This window comes from Candidatus Fukatsuia anoeciicola (assembly GCF_964059965.1).
In the GTDB taxonomy this organism is placed as follows: domain Bacteria; phylum Pseudomonadota; class Gammaproteobacteria; order Enterobacterales; family Enterobacteriaceae; genus Fukatsuia; species Fukatsuia anoeciicola.
In genome coordinates this window covers 1,069,541-1,095,381 of record NZ_OZ060923.1, presented here as the reverse complement: position 1 = coordinate 1,095,381, position 25,841 = coordinate 1,069,541, and the positions used below count along the sequence as shown (strand labels likewise).

General features: G+C 24.8%; 11 protein-coding genes and 2 pseudogenes. 7 read left to right on the top strand and 6 right to left on the bottom strand.

What is annotated here, in order from left to right; all coding sequences use genetic code 11:
* Positions 1–17: 17 nt before the first annotated feature.
* The 3 genes and pseudogenes from AB4W73_RS03455 to thiC all read right to left on the bottom strand — a co-directional run.
* Positions 18–776 (bottom strand): ThiF family adenylyltransferase, encoded by a 759-nt coding sequence (locus AB4W73_RS03455; protein WP_367680429.1) that lies wholly within the window; start codon positions 774–776, stop codon positions 18–20.
* A complete protein-coding gene (thiE, locus tag AB4W73_RS03450) occupies positions 776–1,423 on the bottom strand; it encodes a thiamine phosphate synthase (protein ID WP_367680428.1) in 648 nt (215 codons plus the stop codon). Before thiE ends, AB4W73_RS03455 begins: the two co-directional genes overlap by 1 nt.
* Positions 1,419–3,263, bottom strand: a pseudogene (thiC, locus tag AB4W73_RS03445) (phosphomethylpyrimidine synthase ThiC); the annotation flags it as partial. The gene thiE and the pseudogene thiC, both read right to left, overlap by 5 nt.
* A gap of 1,833 nt (positions 3,264–5,096) precedes the next feature.
* Between thiC and rpoH the strand changes: the two are divergent.
* Both rpoH and kdsB read left to right on the top strand, forming a co-directional pair.
* Entirely contained in the window at positions 5,097–5,954 is an 858-nt protein-coding gene (gene rpoH / locus AB4W73_RS03440; RefSeq protein ID WP_367680427.1) for an RNA polymerase sigma factor RpoH, read from the top strand.
* 3,271 nt (positions 5,955–9,225) lie between these two features.
* Positions 9,226–9,993: a 3-deoxy-manno-octulosonate cytidylyltransferase gene (kdsB, locus tag AB4W73_RS03435; RefSeq protein WP_367680426.1), complete on the top strand. Its 768-nt coding sequence runs from the start codon at positions 9,226–9,228 to the stop codon at positions 9,991–9,993.
* Positions 9,994–10,478: 485 nt separating this feature from the next.
* Here the strand turns inward: kdsB and AB4W73_RS03430 are convergent, their stop codons facing one another.
* Positions 10,479–11,030 carry a metal-dependent hydrolase gene (locus tag AB4W73_RS03430; RefSeq protein WP_367680425.1) on the bottom strand — a complete coding sequence of 184 codons (552 nt, stop codon included), beginning with the start codon at positions 11,028–11,030 and terminating at the stop codon, positions 10,479–10,481.
* A gap of 1,215 nt (positions 11,031–12,245) precedes the next feature.
* Here AB4W73_RS03430 and modA point away from each other — a divergent pair.
* The 4 genes and pseudogenes from modA to metG all read left to right on the top strand — a co-directional run.
* Positions 12,246–13,046 (top strand): molybdate ABC transporter substrate-binding protein, encoded by an 801-nt coding sequence (gene modA, locus AB4W73_RS03425; protein ID WP_367680424.1) that lies wholly within the window; start codon positions 12,246–12,248, stop codon positions 13,044–13,046.
* A gap of 9 nt (positions 13,047–13,055) precedes the next feature.
* Positions 13,056–14,102 (top strand): 6-phosphogluconolactonase, encoded by a 1,047-nt coding sequence (gene pgl, locus AB4W73_RS03420; protein ID WP_367680423.1) that lies wholly within the window; start codon positions 13,056–13,058, stop codon positions 14,100–14,102.
* Between the two features lie 2,424 nt (positions 14,103–16,526).
* Entirely contained in the window at positions 16,527–18,170 is a 1,644-nt protein-coding gene (locus AB4W73_RS03415) for an NAD+ synthase (RefSeq protein ID WP_367680422.1), read from the top strand.
* Between the two features lie 1,334 nt (positions 18,171–19,504).
* A pseudogene (gene metG, locus AB4W73_RS03410) lies at positions 19,505–21,154 on the top strand (methionine--tRNA ligase); the annotation flags it as partial.
* Positions 21,155–22,453: 1,299 nt separating this feature from the next.
* On the opposite strand, the gene tpiA reads toward metG, so the two are convergent.
* A complete protein-coding gene (gene tpiA, locus AB4W73_RS03405) occupies positions 22,454–23,221 on the bottom strand; it encodes a triose-phosphate isomerase (protein ID WP_367680421.1) in 768 nt (255 codons plus the stop codon).
* Between the two features lie 751 nt (positions 23,222–23,972).
* On the opposite strand from tpiA, the gene grxD reads away from it, so the two are divergent.
* Complete coding sequence (gene grxD, locus AB4W73_RS03400; RefSeq protein WP_367680420.1) at positions 23,973–24,317, top strand: Grx4 family monothiol glutaredoxin; 345 nt, start codon at positions 23,973–23,975, stop codon at positions 24,315–24,317.
* Between the two features lie 167 nt (positions 24,318–24,484).
* On the opposite strand, the gene rnt is transcribed toward grxD, so the two are convergent.
* Positions 24,485–25,129 carry a ribonuclease T gene (gene rnt / locus AB4W73_RS03395; RefSeq protein WP_367680419.1) on the bottom strand — a complete coding sequence of 215 codons (645 nt, stop codon included), beginning with the start codon at positions 25,127–25,129 and terminating at the stop codon, positions 24,485–24,487.
* Between the last annotated feature and the right edge of the window lie 712 nt (positions 25,130–25,841).

Sequence of the window (25,841 nt, the reverse complement as noted above, 5' to 3'; positions counted from 1 at the left end):
ATTCCTCCATTAGGCGGCTATTTTTCATATATTATTTTGCTACAAACTGCGCAGTGAATTGAACGATTTAGTTGTAATGTATGCCAACTATGCTGTTTACCATTAAATAAATATAGTTTTCCACTTAAAGTAGATGGCATTCCTATTAGAATTTTAATTGCTTCCAATGCTTGTAAGGCACCAATAACGCCAACTACAGGACCTAATATCCCATAAGTATGACAGTTATGTGGTGTTATTTTTTGATCGGGATACAGACAAGCATAACAACCATAGGTGTATGGCGGTTCAATCACTAATAATTGCCCACTAAAACCCATAGCGCTACCACTAATTAGGGTTTTATGTGCTGTAATACAGGCTATATTAACTTTATGACGAGAACTCATGGTATCACTACAATCTAGTACTAGATCTGTATTTAGTATCGTATCCATCAAGTTTTGGCTATCAAGTTTCTTGTTAATAGCAATAATATTTATATGTGGATTAAGTTGATGTAGATGATTTTTCGCAAGTTTAGCTTTACTATGGCTAATATCATTAGTACGGTATAATATTTGACGTTGTAAATTACTAATATCAAGTAGATCGTAATCAGCTAACAACAAAGTGCCGATACCAGCTGCTGCAAGATAAAGAGCAGCGGGCGAACCAAGCCCCCCAATACCCACGATAAGTACACGAGAAGCTTGTAGTTGATGCTGTTTTTTAGTACCGATCTCTTCTAATATTAATTGACGGCTGTAACGTAAAAAATCGTTATCATTCATCATTAACTACCTACTTTTTCAATTAATTGTAATAAAGTAACTGTTGCTTGTTGCCAATTACTAGCCTGTGTGATAGCACTCACTACCGCAATACCATTAACACCACATGCTAATACTTGCGGTACTAACTCAATGCTAATTCCACCAATAGCAACAGTTAAACAATCAGGTATATTCATAACTTGTTGTTTTAATGCTACTAATCCTTGTGGTAAAGAAAGCATTTTTTTAGTTTTAGTTGGGAAAATATGACCAAGTGCAATATAAGAAGGATATAATTTACGTGCTTTTACTAATTCTTTTTCATTATGTGTTGAAATGCCTAGTCGGAGCCCTGCATTCCTAATAATACTGAGGTCTGCATTAATGAGATCTTCTTGCCCTAAATGTACGCCATAAGCTTGGTACTCAATGGCTGATTGCCAGTAATCATTAATAAATAATCTTGCTTTATAGCGTTCAGCTATCATAATAGCGCAAGTAATAATTTTTTCTCTATGCGAATGTTCTAAATTTTTAATACGTAGCTGTAAAGTAGTTACACCTGTATCTAACATTCGCTTAATCCAAATCAAAGAATCTACTACAGGATAAAGTCCTAAAGGAGGTTTTATCCTGGCAAAGGTTATGTTAGGCAGACTTGTTGGCATAATTATGCACTTCCTGTGAAATCTTCATTGAACAGAACTTAGGGCCACACATTGAACAAAAATGAGCTGCTTTACTAGATACTTGTGGTAGGGTTTCATCATGAAAGGCACGTGCAGTAATAGGATCAAGAGCTAAGTTAAATTGATCTTCCCAACGAAATTCAAAGCGCGCTTTAGATAACGCATTATCACGTATTTGCGCACCAGGATGTCCTTTTGCTAAATCAGCAGCATGAGCAGCAATTTTATAAGTAATTAATCCTTGTTTAACATCTTCTTTATTTGGTAAACCTAAATGCTCTTTTGGTGTAACATAACATAACATGGCACAACCAAACCACCCAATCATTGCTGCCCCAATGCCAGAAGTAAAATGGTCATAACCTGGCGCGATATCTGTTATTAGTGGTCCTAATGTATAAAAGGGAGCTTGATGGCAGTGTTCCAACTCTTCTGTCATATTACGGCGGATCATCTGCATAGGTACATGCCCGGGGCCTTCAATCATTACCTGTACATTATATTCCCAGGCAATTTTTGTTAGTTCGCCTAAGGTATGTAATTCTGCAAATTGAGCCTCATCATTAGCATCTTGAATTGAACCAGGGCGCAAACCATCACCTAATGATAATGAAACATCATAAGCAGCACAAATCTGACAAATATCGCGAAAATATTGGTATAAGAAATTCTCTTGATGATGGGACAAGCACCACTTAGCCATGATAGAACCTCCTCGAGAAACAATACCAGTTAAGCGTTTTGCTGTCATAGGAATATAATTTAGTAGTACTCCAGCGTGAATAGTAAAGTAATCTACTCCTTGTTCTGCTTGCTCTAATAGAGTATCACGAAATATTTTCCAATTTAATTTTTCAGTAATACCATTTACTTTTTCCAATGCTTGATAAATAGGTACTGTACCTATAGGTACAGGACTGTTACGTAAAATCCATTCACGAGTTTCATGAATATAACGTCCTGTTGATAAATCCATTACTGTATCAGCACCCCAACGGGTTGCCCAAACTAGTTTTTCTACTTCTTCTTCAATAGAAGATGTTACTGCTGAATTGCCAATATTAGCATTGACTTTAACTAAAAAATTACGACCAATAATCATTGGTTCAGATTCGGGGTGATTAATATTAGCAGGGATAATTGCACGACCTGCAGCTACTTCTTGTCGTACAAATTCAGCAGTGATGTTTTCTGGTAAATTAGCGCCAAAAGATTGCCCTAAATGTTGTTGGTATAATATTTTACTACAGATTTTTTTACGTCCCATGTTTTCACGAATAGCAATAAATTCCATTTCAGGAGTAATGATACCAGCACGTGCATAATACAACTGAGTAATAGATTGGCCTGTAATTGCTTTTATTGGATGAAGGCGCTGTATAAAATATGAATGATCTAGCACTTCATCAGATAAATGTTGTTGGGTAAAATAAGAACTGACAATAGGTAATGTTTCAGTGTCTTTTCGTTGTGCAATCCAGTTAGCTCGTAATTTAGTTAGACCTGCTCTAACATTTAATTGAACTTCTGGATCCCCATAAGCACCAGATGTGTCATAAACATAAATTGCTTCATTATCTACATAATGTGCTGCGCCCATTGTATCACTAATGAGTGTTGGACTTTGTTTAATTTCACGCATAGGAACTTGGATATCTATCCGTGATCCTTGTTGATAAATGCGCCGTGAATTAGGAAAAGTTATACCTTCTAGCGTAGAAATAAATTGTTGTGCGGCATCTCGTTGCCGTTTACGTGGACGTATTGCAGTAGGCTCTGGTATTATTGTCTTATTAATTGAAATTGTATTATTAGACACAGTAAATTCCTTAGTATAGGGAAATAAATACGACAGAGAAAAATTGTTTGCCTGGAGGCTAGTAGTGCAACAGTATAGAGAAACTAATGGTATTATTTTTTTGTAAATATAAATTATTAAAATTTTAAATCAGTTCTAACAAAATACTCTATTTTCTTTGTTAGCGCAGGCCTAGTTAGGTTTCTCAAATCCTGAATGTATAAGACTTATTTTACACAATGTTTGCGCTAAACTCTTCAGCAAGAGGGCTTAGTATATGAAGAAGAATAAAAACCACAAGCCCTGTTGAATTATATTTTTTAGATTTTATTTTAGTTATTAGCGCATTAATCCTGAACGTATTAATCCTAAATGAAAATTTACTAAACTATATTAGCTACTAAATAAATTAGCTCTTAAATTTAAAACGTGTATTAGATATTTACTTAAAATAAATAATATTTAATTAAACTCTTAATTATTATTGGTAACTATACAGTTGTATAAAATTCTATGATATCTTATATATTATTTCTTAATATAAGATAAATTTTATTTTTGAATATCATATTTAGTTAAAATTATTTTATTTATTCATAAATCTTTTATAAAACTCTTATTTGTAGTAGCACTCTTATAACTTAAGATAAATAAAACTATAAAAGTACTACTATAGATTTTAGGTTTGGATAGGTAAATAATAAGATATATCTTAATATATTATTTTTAGCATCACATCTTAAATATTCTAGTATTCATAGAATACATATACCTATAACAATAACTATTATTTAATATATTCTAAATATTAAGTTTCATGTTATTTTAGTTGTAAAAATATTGTATTAATATTTAAAAATATAACTGTAAAAATAAGGAATTTAATAAAGAAACCACGTTTATTGATATAAATTATAAGATCTATTTTATTAGATTTTACTAAAATATAGTTTAGTATATAAAGTTAAAATATAACATTATATTAAAGAAACTACCTAAAAGTAGTCAATAATTTTATTGTTTATTTTAATTACTATTAGATAGTACTTTTTATTACATTGCTAATTTCTACTAAATTATGAATTATTTTTATTCTTGCCTTAGTTAATGCGATAAATTTATCTTAGAATTTCTTTATTTTAATAACTATATATAGCAATATTTTAATAAATTAGCAATTTTAATATTATACAAAAATAAATTATTTATATTAAATATTAAGTTATAAGGTTATTATAGTATATTTATTTTCAAAAGTCACTATATAATAGTTTGTAATCATTGAAATACAGTTATATTAAATATATCTTATTACTTAATCCAATAAATATTATACAATTAATAGTAAATTAGGATAATAGAATTTTTATTTTTACTTTCAAGGTCTTAATGTATCTAAGTAAATATAATTTACTTAGATACATTAAGACCTATTAATATTAATAAGTATGTTATATGTATTTACTATACGATTAGCAATAATGATTATTAAGTCTTTAAATAAAAAATTTTTATTTAAAGACTTAATAATCAAATTATAAACAAAGTATTTAAAATTATTTATATTAATTACTTATATAAAAATAATAATTACAATTCAATATAATTTTTTTGTATTTTTTAAATATTATTAGTATTTTGAATAATGAAATAATTTATTAATAAAGATTATTTAAAACATTTTGAAAGACAAAAATACATAGTAAATTCTATTTATATTTAGATAAACTTAAATATATATTTAGGATAAATTATAATGGAGAATCAACTCTTGAATTTAGATTTAAACATGTTAGAATAACTATAGTAGTAATATATAAAATCTTGTATATGCTACTTATTAAGAGGACCAGAATGAGCAAAGAAATGCAAACTTTAGCTTTAATGCCACAAGGAAGACTAGAGGCTTATATTAGGGCTGCTAATGTCTATCCGATGTTAACAGCAGAAGAAGAACAAGAATTAGCTGAACGCTTATATTATCAAGGTGATTTAGATGCTGCTAAACAATTAATTTTATCTCACTTGCGTTTTGTTGCTCATGTTGCTCGAAACTATTCAGGATATGGTTTGCCACAAGCAGATTTAATCCAAGAGGGTAATATTGGCTTGATGAAAGCAGTATGTCGTTTTAATCCAGAAATAGGTGTGCGCTTAGTATCATTTGCGGTGCATTGGATTAAAGCAGAAATTCATGAGTACGTTCTACGTAATTGGCGAATTGTTAAAGTTGCGACAACTAAAGCTCAACGTAAATTATTTTTTAATCTACGAAAATCTAAGCAGCGCTTGGGTTGGTTTAATCAAGATGAAGTAGATATGGTTGCTAAAGAATTAGGCGTAACTAAGAAGGATGTCCGAGAAATGGAATCACGTATGTCCGCTCAAGATATGACATTTGATTTTTCACCAGACGATGAAACAAATGATACCCAATTTATTGCTCCAGTTTTGTATTTGCAAGATAAAAAATCTGATTTTGCTGATGGTATTGAAGAAGGTAATTGGGAAAATCACGCAGCAGATAAATTATCGTATGCGTTAGAGAAGTTAGACGAACGTAGTCAGCATATTATTCGCGCTCGTTGGTTAAATAATAACAGCAAATCTACTTTACAAGAACTTGCTAGTCAATATGACATTTCTGCTGAACGTATTCGACAACTAGAAAAAAATGCTATGAAAAGATTACGAGAGGCAATAGAAGACTAATTAATAATTTTATTTTATTAAAATTTTATATAAAAATTGATTAAATTATTAAATATTAATAATTTTAGTTTATGTAAATATTATTTAACTTCGTTGTGTTCATGTATTTTTTCTATATAATGATAGTAATAAATTTTGAATAGATTTTAAAAATCTTAGGATTATATATTAGTAATCATATAAGATTTCTAATATTCTTACGTAAGATAAAATATATATTTTTTATGATATTATTAATTCTGACTTAGCTTAGATTATATCTTGGTATAAGCTATATATTATTTATATTTAATTTATTGAAATATTTTAAAAAACCTCTTCTAAAACTTTTATATTTAATTTTCATATTAGAAATTACTGTAATTATATTATATTTAATTTAAATATCATTACTTATTTTAATATTGATCTAATATAATTTAGGTATTTTAACTATGTTAGATTAATATTAAATATTTTTATTATTTTTAAGCTAAACTATTTAGTGCTAATTAAATATAGTTTTTCTCTTCTCTAGTATTTTTACTATTCAATAATTTATAGAACCTCTTTCTTAGAAAATTATGTTAATACTTGTATAGAGTAAGAGTATTTATTTTTGGAAGAAATTTACTATATGATTTTATAAAAAAATAGTTACCATTAGTATTTAATTAATATCCAAACTAGTTAGTACTATAAAGTAACCTATACTACTAATAAGTGTGCCTACTATAGTGATAGTATTATTAAAAAATATAATTTAATAAATAATAGTGCTAATAATTAATCCTAATAAAAGTACTATATAGATAGTTAAATAGAATCTAATACATTATTTTATGAGTGTTAATTTATATTAGTAACCTAGTTTATATTTTATACTATTATGTTTATAGTTAATATTTCAGTTATAAAAAATTTATTTAATAATTTTTTAAAATTAATTAATAAAATATAGTATTTATATTTTTTGTATGTAGTTACTAATTTAATTAGAAAATTCCTTATTATTAATATATCGTTATATTCTATTTTTTATTACACTTAAGTTTTTAAATATAACCCTTGGGAACTTATTATATTGCTAATTTAGTATTAGAAATATAAATAAAGGTAATTAATAATTCTAACTTGATAAAATAAATATGTATACTCTAACCTGAATCTTTATTCTATAAGTTTATATTAATTTTATAATTATTATTAACTACTATTAAAAGATCTATTAATAATAGTGTTAAAACTAACTAGTAAAACTTTATTTATTATTATTAATAAAGTATTAAATAATTAAATTATATTTATAAAGTTAATAGTACTAATCAATTATATTATTAGCTATAATATCAAATACTTATAACTATAGTTATCTAAATATAGATTATTATATACTTTAAGTTATTAGATTTATTTAATAAGAAACTTCACAAATGCTAACTAAATGGTAATAATTTGTATTATGTCTTTTATATGTTGATAATTTTAATTATCTATAAATGAAATAGGTAATATCTATAATTATAACTTTTACTTAGCTAAATAAAATATAAAAAAATTTTTTATTTTATAAATTAAACCTTATGCTAACTTTATGCTAATATCACTCAAATATATTAGTAATGCGTTAATTATTGGAGTTAGAGTAGTAGGTTTATTACTAATTTTATAACTGACTTCATCAGATTATATTATTACTATCTTAAGTAAAGAATTGCTTTAAAAAAAGATTATATTTTATACAAAAGATAGAACTATTGCTATCTTTAATAAAATAGACAATATAGTACTATATATTAAAAGTATAAAGATATTAGGATTATAGGATATATAATTAAATAGTAATTAAATTTATATATTAATAATATTAGTTACTATATAAATTAACTTATATAACAAGATATAATTTTAATTAAAGGCTCTATATGTATAATAAAAATTATTATTTAGCTTATATAGTAGATTATAGTTGTTATTAAAATTTACATGGTAGTCGATATAATATATAAAATAATATAAAATATTAATAATAAAGTAAGTATTTATTCTTATATATGTATAAAAGAATGCTTTAATATAATTAATTTTATTATTTCTAATAAAAAATTAAAGTATTTTACTTGATCCTAAATACATTATGAATAACTATATTTAGGATTATAATTTGAATAATTAAATGTTTTTTAAGTAAAAGTAATTATATTAATCGTTAATAACACAGCCAAGGTAATTGATATACTATTTATTATGGATATTTTTCTAGTAATAAAATAAGATCACATAATAAGTAGGTTATTAAGTAACTAACTTTTAATTTAATTAATTTTATTTTACCCATTTATTTTTATTGGTTAAGATAAAATCGCTTATTAACCAAGGGTTATGTGATAAATATATTTATCTTGAGAGTTGTAATAATAATTACATATACTAAATTTTGATTTATATATTATAACTAACACTATATATTATAGTTACTAGAAATATTTTCTATAAAACTAACTAATTAAATATAGAATTTATATATTTAAATATTAGTGATAAATGTAGTAATTTTGCTATATAGTATGTTTGATAACTTATAAAAAGTTATTTTTTACAAAAAATATACTATTAGATATTAATTAATTATTAATATTATTATTGTCGTGCCTATAATTATATATTTAGAGGAATAATAATGGATTAGCATGATCATGCTAATTTAAATTATTTTATGTTATTAGTAGGGTAAATTAAAATAATTTTTTTGTAGTATTAGTTATGTAACTTTAATTTTTTTGCCAAAGTACTTAATGTATTATTAAATATTAGTAAAAAATATTTTGATACATTTACTTCATAGATAGCAAATTAATAATTTATTTAGCGAGATAAAAGTTATAAATAATTCTAATAAATAGTAACTATTTAATATAACTAATATAAATTATCTTTATTTATACAAATCATATTAGTGTTAAGTAAACTACTAAAAGAATATAATACATATATAAAGAATTAATATCTTATGGTAAAAGTTAATAAATATTATACTATTTTATTCTCTAAAATAATCTCTAAAATTAGATACCTAACATAAATAGCTAAATTAATTATTTACTACTTCATAAAAATATTAATTACTATCTGTCTAAAATTATTATTTGCCTAATCTGTAATGGCCAGATTATTTTCAATAAAAAGATTTTAAATTAATATATAAGGCTGATAAGCAGGCTTATCTTGTATAAAAGAGCATTCCTGTTCTATTAAACAATGTACTGCTTTTTGCTATTAATGAGAAACTAATATGAGCTTTATTGTTATTATTCCTGCTCGTTATAAATCACGTCGTTTACTTGGTAAACCATTAGCTGACATTAATGGCAAGGCAATGGTGTTACATGTCATGGAAAGAGCGCTACAATCAGGTGCTAAACGAGTAATTATTGCTACTGATAATAATGCAGTAGTAAAGGTTGTTAAAGCTGCTGGAGGAGAAGCCTGTCTTACCAGACTTGATCATCAGAATGGTACTGAGAGGTTAGTTGAGGTTATTAAACGATATAGATTTCCTGCCAATAAAATTATTGTTAATGTACAAGGTGATGAACCACTTATCCCTCCAGTAATTATTCGACAAGTTGTAAGTAATTTAGCAACATGCGGTGCGGGTATAACGACACTAGCAGCACCTATTAAAAATAGTCATGATATTTTTAATCCTAACGTAGTAAAAGTAGTGAGAGACATGAAAAATTATGCGCTCTATTTTTCTAGAGCACCAATTCCTTGGAATCATCAGCATTTTTTTAAATCAAAAATTAATACTCATAAAAATTTTTTACGGCACATTGGTATTTATGCTTATCATGCAGCTTTTATCCAGCGTTATATTAATTGGCCATCTAGTCCAATAGAAAAAGTTGAGTCACTTGAACAGTTACGTATATTATGGCATGGTGAAAAAATTCACGTAGAACTAGCACAGGAAATACCTTCTGGAGGGGGAGTTGATATCCCAGAGGATCTACAAAGAGTAAGGAATATTTTTTTTAATAAATACTATAAAAAATAAGGAATATTTTTTTCAATAAATGTTATTTCTAGGATAAAAATTTATTATTTAAATTCAAGGGTAAGTATAGATAAAATTTTTAAAATAATATCTAAGATAACAGTTTTAGTATGAAAAAATAATTTTTTAATTATGTTCTCTACTAAATATCTTATTTTATTAACTATTGTAATATTTTGTAAATAAAAATTACATTATCTAATAAAAATAAATTAATTAATATATTTGAATACATCATTATTAGGTGTAAATAAACTTACATAAATATTAATAATATTAAATTAATTAATTAATACGTTAAAGCACTAAACCAAAAAAAATTCTTACAGTAAAATAATTAAAAATACTTATATTATAATTATTTACATAAAGTTTACGCTAATAATAAGATTAATATTAGTACATTAACTATAAATAATAAATTTTTCTATAAATCTTTAAAATTAATGTAATGTGATATTCATATTATTAATTCTTTAATATAATTAAAAAATAAAAGCTCTTAATTGTTTAATATAAAATATTATAATAATGATGGTATCAGATTGCCAAAAAAGTGCACAACCTAGTAATAATATACAGAATACATATTCAGACTGATTATTTTTACTAGAATTTAGTAATGGAACACAAAAACGCCAGCGAAAAGGCCAAAGCAAAGGAATACCAGCTGGTGTTAACATATCTGCTAATAAATGGCTAAAATAACCAATAATCATAGCATGTAACACATCATCTGGTAAGAAAAACCAATAAGTAAAAATATCTGAACGAATCAAGATTATACTACTAAAAACTGCTAGTAAGCTATGGGTAAAGCCACGATGACCAAAAAGTTTAGCCATAAACAATGAAATCCATTTTAATTGCTGGCCAATAATAGAACTTGGATGATCTATATCAGGCAATAAAGAAGTTAGTAATGCTGCTGAGATTGTATGCCACCAATCTCCTTGTGTAAGTGCTGGTGTTAATCTAGCTTTTTGAGCAAAAATAACACAAGAGATAGAGAAAATTAAGTGTCCTTTCCCAGTCATACAGAAGTTTATATTAATAGTTATAAATTTTATTATTATAAAGGATTTATTTTAGTGTTAATAGTAATTTTATAGTGAGATGCTACCTTACTATAAATTTATCTTATTTTTAATAAATAAATTACATAAGTTTGTTTAGGAAAATAAAGTAAAGTAAGTTTTTAAATTACCTTCTTATTAAATATAATATATTTAAAATAAATACTGCCAATTTTAATTTTTTTATAAATAATTCTTAATAGATTTTTTACTTATAGAATCGAGTCTATATTATTTATTCATAATATATATAAATAAATTAGATATACAATAATTACTTAATATATAGTAATTTTTTTATAGTTTGATTAAAATTGAATCATAAAAAATAGAAAAATAATATTATCTTATTAATTTCTATAAAGTGCTCTAACTTAATATTATTTATATTTAATAAAATTTAAGCCTAAGAACAAGCAAAAGATACTAAAAGATTACCTTTAAGCACTTTAAACGCTAGGTCTTAGATTATTCTAAGTATGTAAAATATTATTATTAGCACCATAATTATAAGTACTAATGGTAAGTGTGTCTTTTAGAAAACTTAATGAATTATATTTGTTTTAGTTAATAGATATATAGTTTATAATACTTACCTTTAAGGATATTGCTACAAAAGCTAAGAATGAGATATATAGCAGGTAACTTATAATTTAATTATAAAAATTATTAATAGTATTAATAATTTTTATTTTTTATTAAAAAATTTTAATATAGATTAATTGTAACTCTATTGTATTATTTAACATAAAGTAGCACAGTAATACTTTTTATTAGTTTTTTAAAAAACTAAGTATTATATAATTAAGATACATAAAGTATTATAATTACTATACGTATATTGATTATTATTAAATAATACATTATTTATAATTCTAAATAGTTCTCATAAGAGCCTATTTTAAACTTATCGTCTATAAATATAATAAATTTTTTTGTAAATATAAATTATTCTAGTAATAGACTTACTAATAGACAGTAATATAAATTACTATTAATTATATGATTAAGTAAGTAATTATATTATATTTATTAAAAATTTTTATTATTAGCAGTATGATGTGTTAATAATAATAGTGGTGATGATATTTGGCTATTTTATGATTTAAGTAGCATACTTAACTTGATTTCTAAGATAAGTTAGTTTAACTAATAATTTTTTATAAAGAGAAATAGATGAAGTATCTGTGGAATAAATGGATTTTTGGCATAATATTAATTTGTGTGGGGAATTTATCTGCTATAGCAGTAGAAAAAGTTACTTTATTTGCTGCTATTTCATTAACTAATGCATTACAGGATATTGTTAAACAGTATCAGATAGAAAAACAAATAGAGGTAGTTATTTCTTACGCGTCATCTACTACTTTAGCACAGCAAATAGCAAATGGTATAGTAGCAGATATATTTATTTCAGCTGATCAACAATCTATGGATTTTCTTGCTAAAAAACAAGCTATTATTCCTGTTAGTCGCTATACTTTATTAGGTAATGAATTAGTCCTTATCGCACCAATAGATAGTAATATTTATAATGTTACTATTAACAAAGAAACTAATTGGAAAAATTTATTAGATGGAGAGCGCCTAGCACTTAGTGACCCTGACTATGATCCTGCTGGAGTTTATGCTAAGCAAGCATTAAAATATTGTGGTGCTTGGTCAACATTAGCGACAAATATTATTATTACTAATGATGTTCGTCGTGTGTTAGGGCTAGTAGAACGATCAAAAGCACCATTAGGCATTATTTATGGATCAGATGCAGTATCTAGTGATAAAGTTAGAGTTGTTGGTGTTTTTCCTGATCAAAGTCATAATCCTATTGAATATTCTATAGCAATAATTCGTGGTCATGAAAACTCACAAGTTAATGCTTTTTATGAATATTTAAAAAATCCTACTGCTATAACAATATTTAGAAATAATGGATTTTCCTATATCAATCATATTGAACAGTTACAAAAGGTTGATTAAAAAGAAATTATGAAACAAGTAGTGTATGTAGCAAGCCTTAATAGCTCACAGATTGATATTTGGCAATTAAATTTAACAGGTGAATTAATATTATTACAAACTGAAAAGGTATTTAATCAGCAGATTAAATCTATGGCTGTTAGTCCTAATAAACATTATTTATACGTGGGTATATGTCCAGATTTTGCTATACTAACTTATCATATTGCTGATGATGGTAGGCTAAAAAAAGTGGCTAATACTCCATTGCCAGGTAGGCCAACATATATTTCAACTGATTTACAAGGACGTTTTTTATTCACAGCATCCTATAGTGCAAATTGTATTAGCGTTAATAAAATTGATAACCAAGGTGTAGCAAGAAAATTAATACAGCGATTAGATAATATAACAACACCGCATTCAGTAAATGTTGATCCAGGTAATCAAATTATACTGGTACCTTGCCTAGAAGAAGACTGTATACGTCTATTCAAGTTAAATACTAATGGAAAATTAACACCACATAAACAACAAAAAGAAGTAAAAACAGCAAAAGGAGCAGGTCCACGTCATATGGTATTTCATCCTTATTATCAAGTTGTTTATTGTATTAACGAACGAAATAGCACGGTAGATGTTTATCAAATTACAGATAATGGTCAACAATATAGACGAATACAAACTTTAAACGTACTATTAAATGATTTTACTGGTACTTGCTGGGCCGCTGATATTCATATTACTCCTGACGGGTTTTATTTATATGTAAGTGATCGTATGGCTAATATATTAGCAATTTTTAGTGTAAAACAAGACGGTGTTATAGTTTCCTTTATAGGGTATGAACTAACAGAAGCACAACCACGCAGTTTTAATATTGATTATAGCGGTAATTTTTTAATTGTTGCAGGGCAACAATCTAATTATATTGCTGTTTATAACATTAATAAATATACTGGAAAATTAATTTTATTAGCACGTTATCCGGTAGGTAAAGCACCAGTATGGGTAACAATTTTAGCACTTAGAAGCTATTCTAAGTTTCTAAGTAACTGCTTAGATAAGAAAAAATAAATAAAGAGCGTAGTTCTTATATAAAGTAAGTAGTATTTTGAGTTATTTTAATAAATTATCAGTAAATACAAAAAATTTCTAATAGGTTACTAATAATTAATGTATTCATAACATATAAAGTTTACTGATTAATTTTAATATTAGAGTACTATTATGTAACTTGAATATTGTATTACTTAATATCTTTTATTTAGAACTAGATTGTTAATTGTCAACCTTCTCTTATAACTAATTACGACAATCTTTTAACTTTTAGCTAGTAATATACTATTATGTTAGTGTTTTAGACATATTTTCGTTATTAATTTTAATAGCATAATAGCTTAATATTTACGATTACGTACGATTTACTAATCCTTACAATAACAAGATATTCTTTTACTAAAAATAATTCAATAAAAATAAGATTTTATAAACTATAGTCTGCTAGACTACTTGACAATACTAAACTATTTATTATTTTTTACGTATTGTTTTTAAACTACATATACTAGTTTTAAAGTATTGATTAAAGTATATTTAACTAGTTGTTCTGTTATAGATATATTTTTATTAAGTCATAAATTAAAGGCATCTTTTATTGCACTATAAATAAAGTAACATATTGATAAAAAGAGAGGGGTTCTTTAGTCTTTCTAGTGAATTTTAGATCTTTTATTTTAATCAATAAAATATAAATATATCGATCTTAAATATCATTAGTGAGAAATTTTATACTACGAGGTATTATATTACGAAATTCATAAAAATTTGTTTATAGAATCTAGTAAACCTTAACGTAATTTATTAATATAACCCCTTTCTTGTATCATGGGTATTAAATTAATATAACTTTTCGTTAATAATTTATTATTCTCTAGTGGCTACAATAATGACTAATTAATAACCTTAATAATTGTAGTAATAGTATTAATAAAAAGAATTTTAGTATAGTGATTAAGCTATTAACTGTTTCCATTAAATAATCTATTAAATTACTAGTATCACATTAATACTATTAGTTATTTTTAGTTAAATTTTTAAAAAATATTTCTACGTTGTAGTAGAAATATAGTTTTAGCTTTTAGTAAATATAATAAAATAGAAATTGAGAAATAAGAACTATTAAATATTATATTTAGCATAAGTATCTATGACATGTAAATCCTGTACTTTATCATCATGTTTAAAAATAATACTACATATCTATTATCTATTACGTTGTGTTCTTATTTTTAGTTGATATAATAATGCATTAGCAATAAAAATACCAATGTTCTATAATCTATTAGAAAACTGATATTTTTATTTGAACACTTTTCTAGCATGGAGATAACAGATAATTAACTTAATAGTAAGAACACTTTCTTCAGAATAGATATCTATGAGCATACAATAATCAACCTATAGTAATTAATTAGTGTATAAATTACTTTAATATATTGTATATACCTTATTAAAGTTTTATTAATGCTACTACTAATTGCTATTGCTTAGTTTACTACATAAGTTTTAATATTTTAATTTTATACGGCTAAATTATAGATACTAGGTAGTATTTGTCTCTACTTTATTCATGATAACCAATAAGTACTTATTGGTTACATCTATTATTAGTTAATAAATAAGTATTAATTTATAATATTTTATTCTAATCTTAATTTTTTGCTTAGTTTTATATTATATTATTTATTTAATACTTTTACTTAATTCTATTATTTTAGTAATAACTTCTAATAGTTAAGGTATGCTTATTATAGGTAATAGTAGTAATGCGTATTTATTTTATAAAATTTTAAAGTTTTAAAATTTTATAAGTTATTTTATTCTTTATGATTTAGTTAAATAATTTATATTAAAAATTAATATAAAAAATTAGATAAAAATTTTTATAAAATATCTTATATATAATCAATCATACATCATCTTTACTAAAAATAATTGGTAATTTAATATTTTTTAATCTTTTATTACAATAATATTGTAAATACTTAGAAGTTATTGAGACGTGGTCTTTTACTTATATTAATTTACTTTATTTAATATTTTATTATTTTTTAAAATATATTACGTTAATACTAATTAAGTAACAAATTTTTTCTTTAGTATTTTATTATTTTATAATTCATAAGTCTCTTACTTAAGAGATTATTACTAACACTCATATAAGAGTGTTAATTTCTAAAAATTTAGTGTATTACATTAATATAAGTATTAGGTATCGATTGAGTTTTAATCGAATAGATATTAATAATATGTCTTTTCCCGATTTTTTTAAAGGATATAATCTTTTTAAAATTATTAAAGATAGTCTGATTAAGGCAATATATAGTTAGGCGTAAGAGTATTAAGTTTTATAAATTTCTAATATTTTCTTAATTGCACAGTACAATTTTAAAGAATAGTATTTATTAAAAATAATTGAATAAAGTAATAGGAATCAATATGAGTAAATCACTATCTATTGTATTAGCCCAGCTTAATTGGATGGTTGGTGATATTGAAGGCAATACTGAACGCATGTTACAAATTGTAGCTCAACAACAAGGAAAAGCTAATTTAGTTATGTTCTCTGAGCTTGCATTATGTGGTTATCCACCAGAAGATCTTTTATTGCGAAATGATTTTTATCAGCGTTGTATTGATCAGTTACTGCTATTACAGCAGGCTTCTTTACAGATTTCTATTATTGTAGGACATCCATGGCGTGAAGGTAAAGAATTATATAATGCGTTATCAATATTTTCAGCAGGAAAATTACTTGATCGTTATTTTAAGCAATTACTACCAAATTATGGTGTGTTTGATGAAAAACGCTATTTTACACCAGGCAATAATAGTTGTGTTATTAAGTTAAAAGATTATCACTTGGGGATGCTAATCTGTGAAGATGTTTGGTCTTCTGTACTAGTAGATGCAGCAAAAGCAGCAGGTGCAGAAATATTATTGTCAATTAATGCTTCTCCTTATCATCGTGAAAAATCTTATATTCGTAATCAATTACTAGTCCGTCATTGTCAGCGTACTAAATTGCCATTAGTTTATCTCAATCAAGTAGGAGGGCAAGATGATCTTATTTTTGATGGTTGTTCGAAAGTATTTAATGCACAAGGCAAAATTACACACCGCCTTGCTGCTTTTGCTGAACAAATTACTCTATGCCAACTAACAGATCTAAATATTATACCGATGCAGAAATTAGCAGTTAGTTATGTAATCAAACCATTTGCCAAAGAGTATCAAGCATTAGTAATGGCAGCAAGTGATTACGTTAATAAAAATGGTTTTAAAGGTGCATTACTTGGTTTATCTGGTGGTATAGATTCTGCACTAACTTTAGCCATTATTGTTGATGCATTAGGTAAAGAAAAGGTTCATGGCATAATGATGCCATCTCGTTATACATCAATATTAAGTATAAAATATGCACAACAACAGGCTAAAATACAAGGTATTAAATTTAATATACTTTCCATTGAGCCAATATTCAATACTTTTATGGCGCAATTAGCTCCATTATTTATAAATAAACAAGTAGATATCACGGAAGAAAATTTACAGGCTCGTTGTCGTAGTGTATTACTAATGGCGTTATCTAATAAATTTGGTAGCATTGTAATAACAACTAGTAATAAAAGTGAGCTTGCTGTTGGTTATTCTACCTTATATGGTGATATGGCTGGTGGTTTTGATGTGCTAAAGGATGTATCAAAAACTTTAGTATTTAAATTAGCTAAATATCGTAATTCTTTTGGTAAAATAAAAGTAATTCCACAAGAAATCATTGATCGTCAACCTTCGGCAGAGTTAGCACCTAAGCAACTAGACTTAGATAAATTACCCCCTTACGATATTTTAGATAATATTCTTGAAGGTTATATTGAGCGAGATGAATCTATTGTCGATTTAATTGCGCGCGATACCAAAGGATGTTATGATGAAACAATTATACGTAATGTAATTCGATTAGTTGATACTAATGAACATAAACGACGTCAATCAGCTATTGGTCCTCGTATTACTAACCGTGATCTTGGTAAAGATCGTCGTTATCCTATAACCTGTAGTTTTGGTCGTAAAAATTGGTAATTCTAATATAAACTACCAAAAAAATAAGATAATCATTAAATAATTTAAATACTATAATATATGTGAAGGGTCATAACTAGAAAGACATTGCTAGAATAACAGCTATAGAAATAAGGAATTTTAATTGTAAAATAATACACCTAGTTATACTAAAATATTAAATACATAATTAATTTTTATTCGAGTCAAAATTTGAAATTTACATTACTATCGTTATACAAATTGTCAAAATTAGCAAAAATTAGTGATGATAAAAAATTTTATTTATGCTATAAAAATAAATTTTAAATTTATATTATATAGATAATATTTAATTGTTTAATTGTTTAATTGTTTAATTGTTTAATTGTTTAATTGTTTAATTGTTTAATTGTTTAATTGTTTAATTGTTTAATTTTATATTAAAATTTAAATTTATGCATCTTTTTAAAAATTATTTTTAATATTTAGAATAAAAAGCTAGTTATTTTCGTAAAATATAATAAAGATATAATTTCTTCTTCTTAGTGTTAAAGAATATATAGTTAGTAACTAGAGTAAAGACTAATTTATTTAGTACTATTAACTATAGTGTTCTTGAAAAGTACTACTTATTTTATAAATGTTAGGGTATTTAAAATATAATATTAAAAACTGAGATAATCTTTTAATACCTACCTATTTATTTACCAAGCATAAAATCTATTAAATATAAATAAGATTTAGTGAAAGTACTTTGTATAATTGGTAATATTACGTACTATCTTTCTGTTTTCTTATAGTTTTATTTAACTTAAATTAGCAATGGTGCTATCATAATAAAATTTGATGTACTTTAATACATGATAGATACTTTAAATACTTCTGCTAGATATTAAATATTTCGTATTAATAGTGTTAGAATAGTTCTCTATACTAAACAAAAATACCATTATATTTATTTAGTAATAATTTTATTAGATGTTAAGTAATGCTTAATCTATTTAACTCATTATTTTAGATTAGCATTTCCTATATTAAAGTATATTTTTATTTATATATAGATTAAAGTTTATTTTTCCTTAATAATTAATACATGTTAACGAAATATTAATAGACTAAAAAGTCTCTATATTAAAAAACATGCTAATATAAATAGTAATTAATAAAATTAATACTATATCTTATAAAATAACTAAAAATAAAAAATACTACACAAAAATACAATTATTTTTATAGATACTCAAAATATATATATTAATAATAATTATTAATATATATATTAATGGTGATACAATTAACCTTGTATTAGCTACTTATAATATGATTAGTTAATACTAATGTTCCTTGATTACCTTGTAGGTAAATAATTTTTTATGGTTCAAATCACAAAAAAAATACTGGTAACGTGTGCGCTACCTTATGCTAATGGTTCTATTCATCTTGGTCATATGCTTGAACATATCCAGGCAGATATATGGGTTCGTTACCAACGTATGCGCGGTCATCATGTTTATTTTATTTGTGCTGATGATGCTCATGGCACACCTATCATGTTAAAAGCACAGCAGTTAGGGATAACTCGGGAACAAATGATTAATAAAATAAATCAAGAACACCAACAAGATTTTTCCAAATTTGCTATTAGTTATGATAATTATTATTCTACACATAGTGAGGAAAATCAGGAATTATTAAATTTAATTTATCTTCGCCTAAAAAATAATGGTTATATTAAGAATCGTATTATCTCACAGTTATATGATACGCAAGAAGGTATATTCCTACCTGATCGTTTCATAAAGGGAACTTGTCCAAAATGTAAATCACCAAATCAATATGGTGATAATTGTGAGAATTGTGGGGCTACTTATAATCCAACTAAACTTATTAATCCAAAATCTGTTATTTCTAATACAATACCAGTTATGCGTGAATCTGAACATTTTTTCTTCGATTTACCTGCTTTCAGTGATATGCTACAAGCCTGGATTCATTCTGGTACATTACAAGAGCAAGTTATTAATAAAATGGAAGAATGGTTTAAATCTGGTTTACAGCAATGGAATATAACTCGTGATGCACCATATTTTGGTTTTGAAGTACCAGATGCGCCTGGTAAATATTTTTATGTTTGGTTAGATGCACCTATTGGTTATATGAGTACATTTAAAAATCTCTGTAATAAGCGACATGATTTGAATTTTAATGAATTCTGGCATGAAGATACAATTACTAATTTATACCATTTTATTGGTAAAGATATTATTTATTTCCATAGTTTATTTTGGCCAGCAATATTACAAGGTAGTTGTTTCCGTAAACCAACTAACCTGTTTGTGCATGGTTATGTTACGGTTAATGGGAAAAAAATGTCTAAATCTCGAGGTACCTTTATTAAAGCTAGTACTTATCTATCTTATTTGGAAGCTGATTGTTTGCGTTATTACTATGCAGCTAAATTATCTTCCTCTATTGAAGATATTGATCTAAACCTAGAAGATTTTGTGCAACGAGTTAATACAGATATTGTTAATAAAGTAGTTAATTTAGCTGCGCGTAATGCTAGTTTTATCAATAAAATATTTGCTGGTAAGTTAGCTGATCATCTTGCTAACCCTAATCTATATAAAATTTTTATAGATTCATCTTTAGTTATTGCAGAAGCATATAATAATCGAGAAACAAGCAAAGTTATACGTAAGATTATAGAACTATCTGATTTAGCTAATCGCTATATAGATAAACAGGCTCCTTGGATAGTTGTAAAAAAAACCGATTGCGCTAGTGAACTACAAGCAGTTTGTTCAATGGGAATCAATTTATTTCGTGTATTAATAACTTATCTTAAGCCGATCGTACCAACCTTAATAATACGTAGTGAGACCTTTTTAAATATTAAATTAAACTGGAACGATATAGAAAAGCCACTTTTAAATCATAAAATTAATGAATTCCATCCACTATTTAACCGTATCAACTTAGATAAAATTAATCAATTAGTCAATGCTTCGAGAGAAAACCTTAAAAAAACAGTATAATAAGATAATTATAAAATAAATTTTTTATAGGCTATTATTTATTATGAAAAATCTTAGAAATAGCTTTTTGTATTATAAAGAAATATAGTTATTCCTACATTAAGAGTAGTTTTGATGCTAATAGTAATAAAGTATTACTTTATAAGAATAATTAACTAATTTTACTAATATTATATGTAATTAGCATTAAATTCTATCATGTAAATATGCAAGGTATTTAATACTAATAATTTTATTATTGTTACATAATATTTCTGTATATTTCTATTATGAGCGAGCACTATTTATTGTATTTTATATAGGTATTAAGGAATAATGTTATATTACTATTCTTTAAAGATTTATTTGTAGTTAGGGTACGTAAAATATTTACCTATTTAGTTATCGTTACTAATCTCTATATTTTATTAGAAGGTATATTAATGCTATTAATGAATATTTATAGTAATAACTATCTACTTTAATAATTAAATAAACCTAAAAGAGTGTTTAAAAAAATTTTTATTATATTTTTTTATTAAGATATAATCTAATATTTAATTATTGATTAAATATCAATATACGATATTAATATTAATTTAAATTTGTTAATTTAATTTAAATTTATTATTAATTATTTGATAAAATTTAAACTAATTTAGTTAAGTATTTCTGTATAGTCCTAATTAATAATAATTAATATTAATTAGCTAATTTTTTTACACTAATAATTTATAATTACTATTTTATGCATAATATTTTTTTTAAAACTAGTAGGAAGTAGTTAGCATTTAAAAGATATCTTTATATTTTCATTATAACTTAGATTATTTAATTATACCAATAGTGTTTTATTTAATGTATCTAGTTTAATAATTTATAATTATTAGGTCATCTTTTAGCACTAAAGAATTTTTCTTTATTTTTTTAAACAATATTAAGTTTAAATAAATTTAACTAGTACTGAGTAATCTGTATCTATTACTATTTTAATTGTAAGATATATTTATATACAAAGTTCTTAAATAATCTAAGATCATAATGTCTTTTATTAAAAATAGTTATATGTCTTTCTAAATAAAACTATTTACATTTTATTAGCTTAATATTATTTAGTGATGTTAATGAGTACACGCTGACGTTATATATTACTTTTTAATACATAATTATTGTTTATCTTATAGTTTTAGCTAATAGAAAAATAACTATGATATTAAGTATTTTATTATTTTTAATAATTATATTTAGTATTAATTAAAGTTATAATTATTATTGTTTTAGGTTTTTATTAATGCTTAACTATTTTTAATTTTGCTTAGCATCTACTGCTGCTTTAACTATTGCTACAAGTTCATCTACCTTTAATGATGCTGCACCTACTAGTGCACCATCGATATCAGGCTGTTTAAATAATTGAGCAGCATTAGTAGGATTAACAGATCCTCCGTATTGAATAATTACTTTTTTTGCACTGTTAGCATCTTTTTGTGTAATATAGTTACGGATAAATTTATGCACCTTCTGAACTTCTTCTGGTATTGCAGATTTACCATTACCAATTGCCCAGAGAGGTTCGTAAGCAATAACTGTATTTTCAAATGCTTTATTACCTGAAGTTTTTAATATAGCATCTAATTGTTTTGCGCAAATTCTTTGTGTTGCTTCTGCCTGATTTTCGATTTTAGATTCTCCGATACAAAGTACTGGAATTAAATTTTTTGCTTTTAAGAGAGCAAATTTTTTTGCGATAATCTTATTACTTTCACGATGATTATTGCGACGCTCAGAATGACCAATGATAATATATTTTGCACCAATATCTTTCAGTATTTCGGCAGAAATTTCACCAGTGAAAGCACCAAAAGAATTTATATCTACATTTTGTGCGCCTAATTTAGCAATACTATCTGCAAGTAGATTTTGAATCTGATAAAGATAAACGAATGGTGGAGCTATAACTAAGTTATACTTTTTTATTTTACTTAATTTTTTTAACAGTGTTGGGATAAATGTATTAATCATTTTAGTACTACCGTTTAACTTCCAATTACCTATAACTAAGGGATAGCGCATCCTTATTCTCCAATTTTCTTAATAAAGAAGATTTTTGAAAAATATCAATTCTTGTATAAAGCAAAAGCATAGAATAACTTTTTTATATTACATAAGTATATAAAGATATAAATATACCATAATATTAAATTTATAGTCCTTATCAGCTTATAAATAATTTATATATATTTGCAACATAAAAATGATTAATTATAATAGTTTTATTTTTAATATTTACTTATATTTTTTGTAATTATAATTATAAAAAATTAATAACTTTTAAATTAAAAACTAATTTATTTAAAGAAAATATTTCTCTTAACCATCTCTCTAAGAATAGATTAATTAAAATTAATCTATTCTTAGAGAGATGGTTTTAATTTAAGTTATTTTAAATATTTTATTTACTGTATTTATTATTATTTATATAAAAATTACTTTTGCGAGTTTACGTAAGTTTCTCTTTTAGTTTAAAGATATAGTGTATAATTAGTAATCATAAATAGTTTATATTATTTTTTAATTTATTTAGTGTAATTTTAGCACTTTAATTTTATAATAAAGAATTAATCTTTACATTGTAAGAATGTAAAACTTATTTTTTAGATAAATTACATTAAAATTTTATAGTTACTGCATAACTCACATTAATTTAAATAACAGGATGCTATTATAAAGTTGCTACCGTAAAATATGAGAAATTTATAATAGTTAAAGATTAATATATATTTTAACTGTAATACAATTAAATATATTGTTGAGGATATAATAAATGACAACTATTGAAAAAATTAAAAATCAAATTACAGAAAACCTAATTTTATTGTACATGAAAGGTTCTCCTAAATTGCCAAACTGTGGTTTTTCGGCGCAAGCAGTACAAGTATTATCTGCCTGTCGTGTATCTTTTAATTATGTAGATATTTTACAAAACCATGATATTCGAGCTGAACTACCTAAATTTGCTAATTGGCCAACCTTCCCGCAACTTTGGGTTGATGGGGAACTAATAGGTGGTTGTGATATTTTAAATGAGCTGTATCGAACTGGTTCATTACAGCTATTAATAAATAAAGCTATTAATAAACACTGTCTACAACAGACTAAAACTGTATAATATATCTCTTAAAAACTAAAATCTTTGGTGTAAAATAAAACATCTAAATAGGTAATAACTGTATAGTATTACACATTTAAGCATAGCTCTATAAAAGTTTGTGGTACTTATATAACGCTAAATTCATACTATATAGTGCGTCACAAGAAAAATTTATAAAAATCTTATTAATTAGAGCTAGGTAATGGCCAGCCACCCAAGCGTTTCCAGCGGTTTACTAGTTCACAAAATAATATTGCAGTTTGCTTAGTATCATACAAAGCTGAATGTGCCCGCTTATTATCAAATCCGATTTGAGCGGCAATACAAGCTTTAGCCAATATCGTTTGTCCTAATACTAAACCACTTAATGCTGCAGTATCAAAAGTAACAAAAGGGTGAAATGGATTTTTTTCTAATAAAGATCGTTTAGCAGCAGCCATAATAAAACTATGATCAAAATAAGCATTATGGGCAACAATAACTGCTCGTCGACATCCTTCGTGTTTAAGTCCTATTTTTATTTTTTTAAATAAAGCATTTAAAGCTTCTTGTTCACTAATAGCACCACGTAATAGACTTTTAGGCTCTTTTATTCTATTAAATTTCAATGCATCTTCTTCTAAAATAGCACCTTCAAAAGGTTGCACGTGAAAATGTAAGATTTCATTACATATTAACCAGCCTTCTTCGTTCATCTGTAAAGTAATTGCTGCAATTTCTAGTAATGCATTAGTTTGAGCATTAAAACCACTAGTTTCTACATCAATTATCACTGGATAATAACCTTGAAAACGGTTTTTTAGGGTGTTTAATTTTATTTTATCTACCATTAGTTTTTTTATCTTCAAATATAGAAAGGAATGTGTATCTAGAATAATTTATATGTTCTAAAGAAATACTTTAACCTAACATAAAAGTTAACAAGTAATTTTAAGTTTTTTTGATAAAGTATTAGTAAGTAAAATTAGATCTTTAATGAACTTGTGTACTTAACATAAGTCAATAAAATTTTTCTAGAACCTATTAGACCATATAAGTTTATTATAAAAATAATTAATGTTAATTAATAAAAGTAATCATGTTATATAACACCTACTAGGTAGATAGTTATTTTGCTTTTTATTAGTGATTACTTGATTATTTTTAAGACTTTTAATTAGTTTTTCTATGATGTTAATAAGAATATACTCATAAACTGTAGTTTTTAATATAGTTTTATTATTAACTAGTTTAGAAGTAGTATACTTTAGCATATTGTCTATTATTTAATTATTGTAATAATATAGATTATTATTTATCTATAGCTTCAGCTAATAGAAAAATAAATCTATACTCTATTAGATATAAGGACTATTAATAAATAGTATTTTAAATATAATTTAAATTTTTTAGTTTTTTGTTTACGCTTATCTTTTATTTAAAATCTATCATCTTTTTAAATATGTACATTTAATATCAATTTAGTTAAGAAATTTTTTAGTACTTTCCTTGTTTCTTATTTTATAAGATTCTTATTGAAAAATAATAAACTAATTTTTTTCT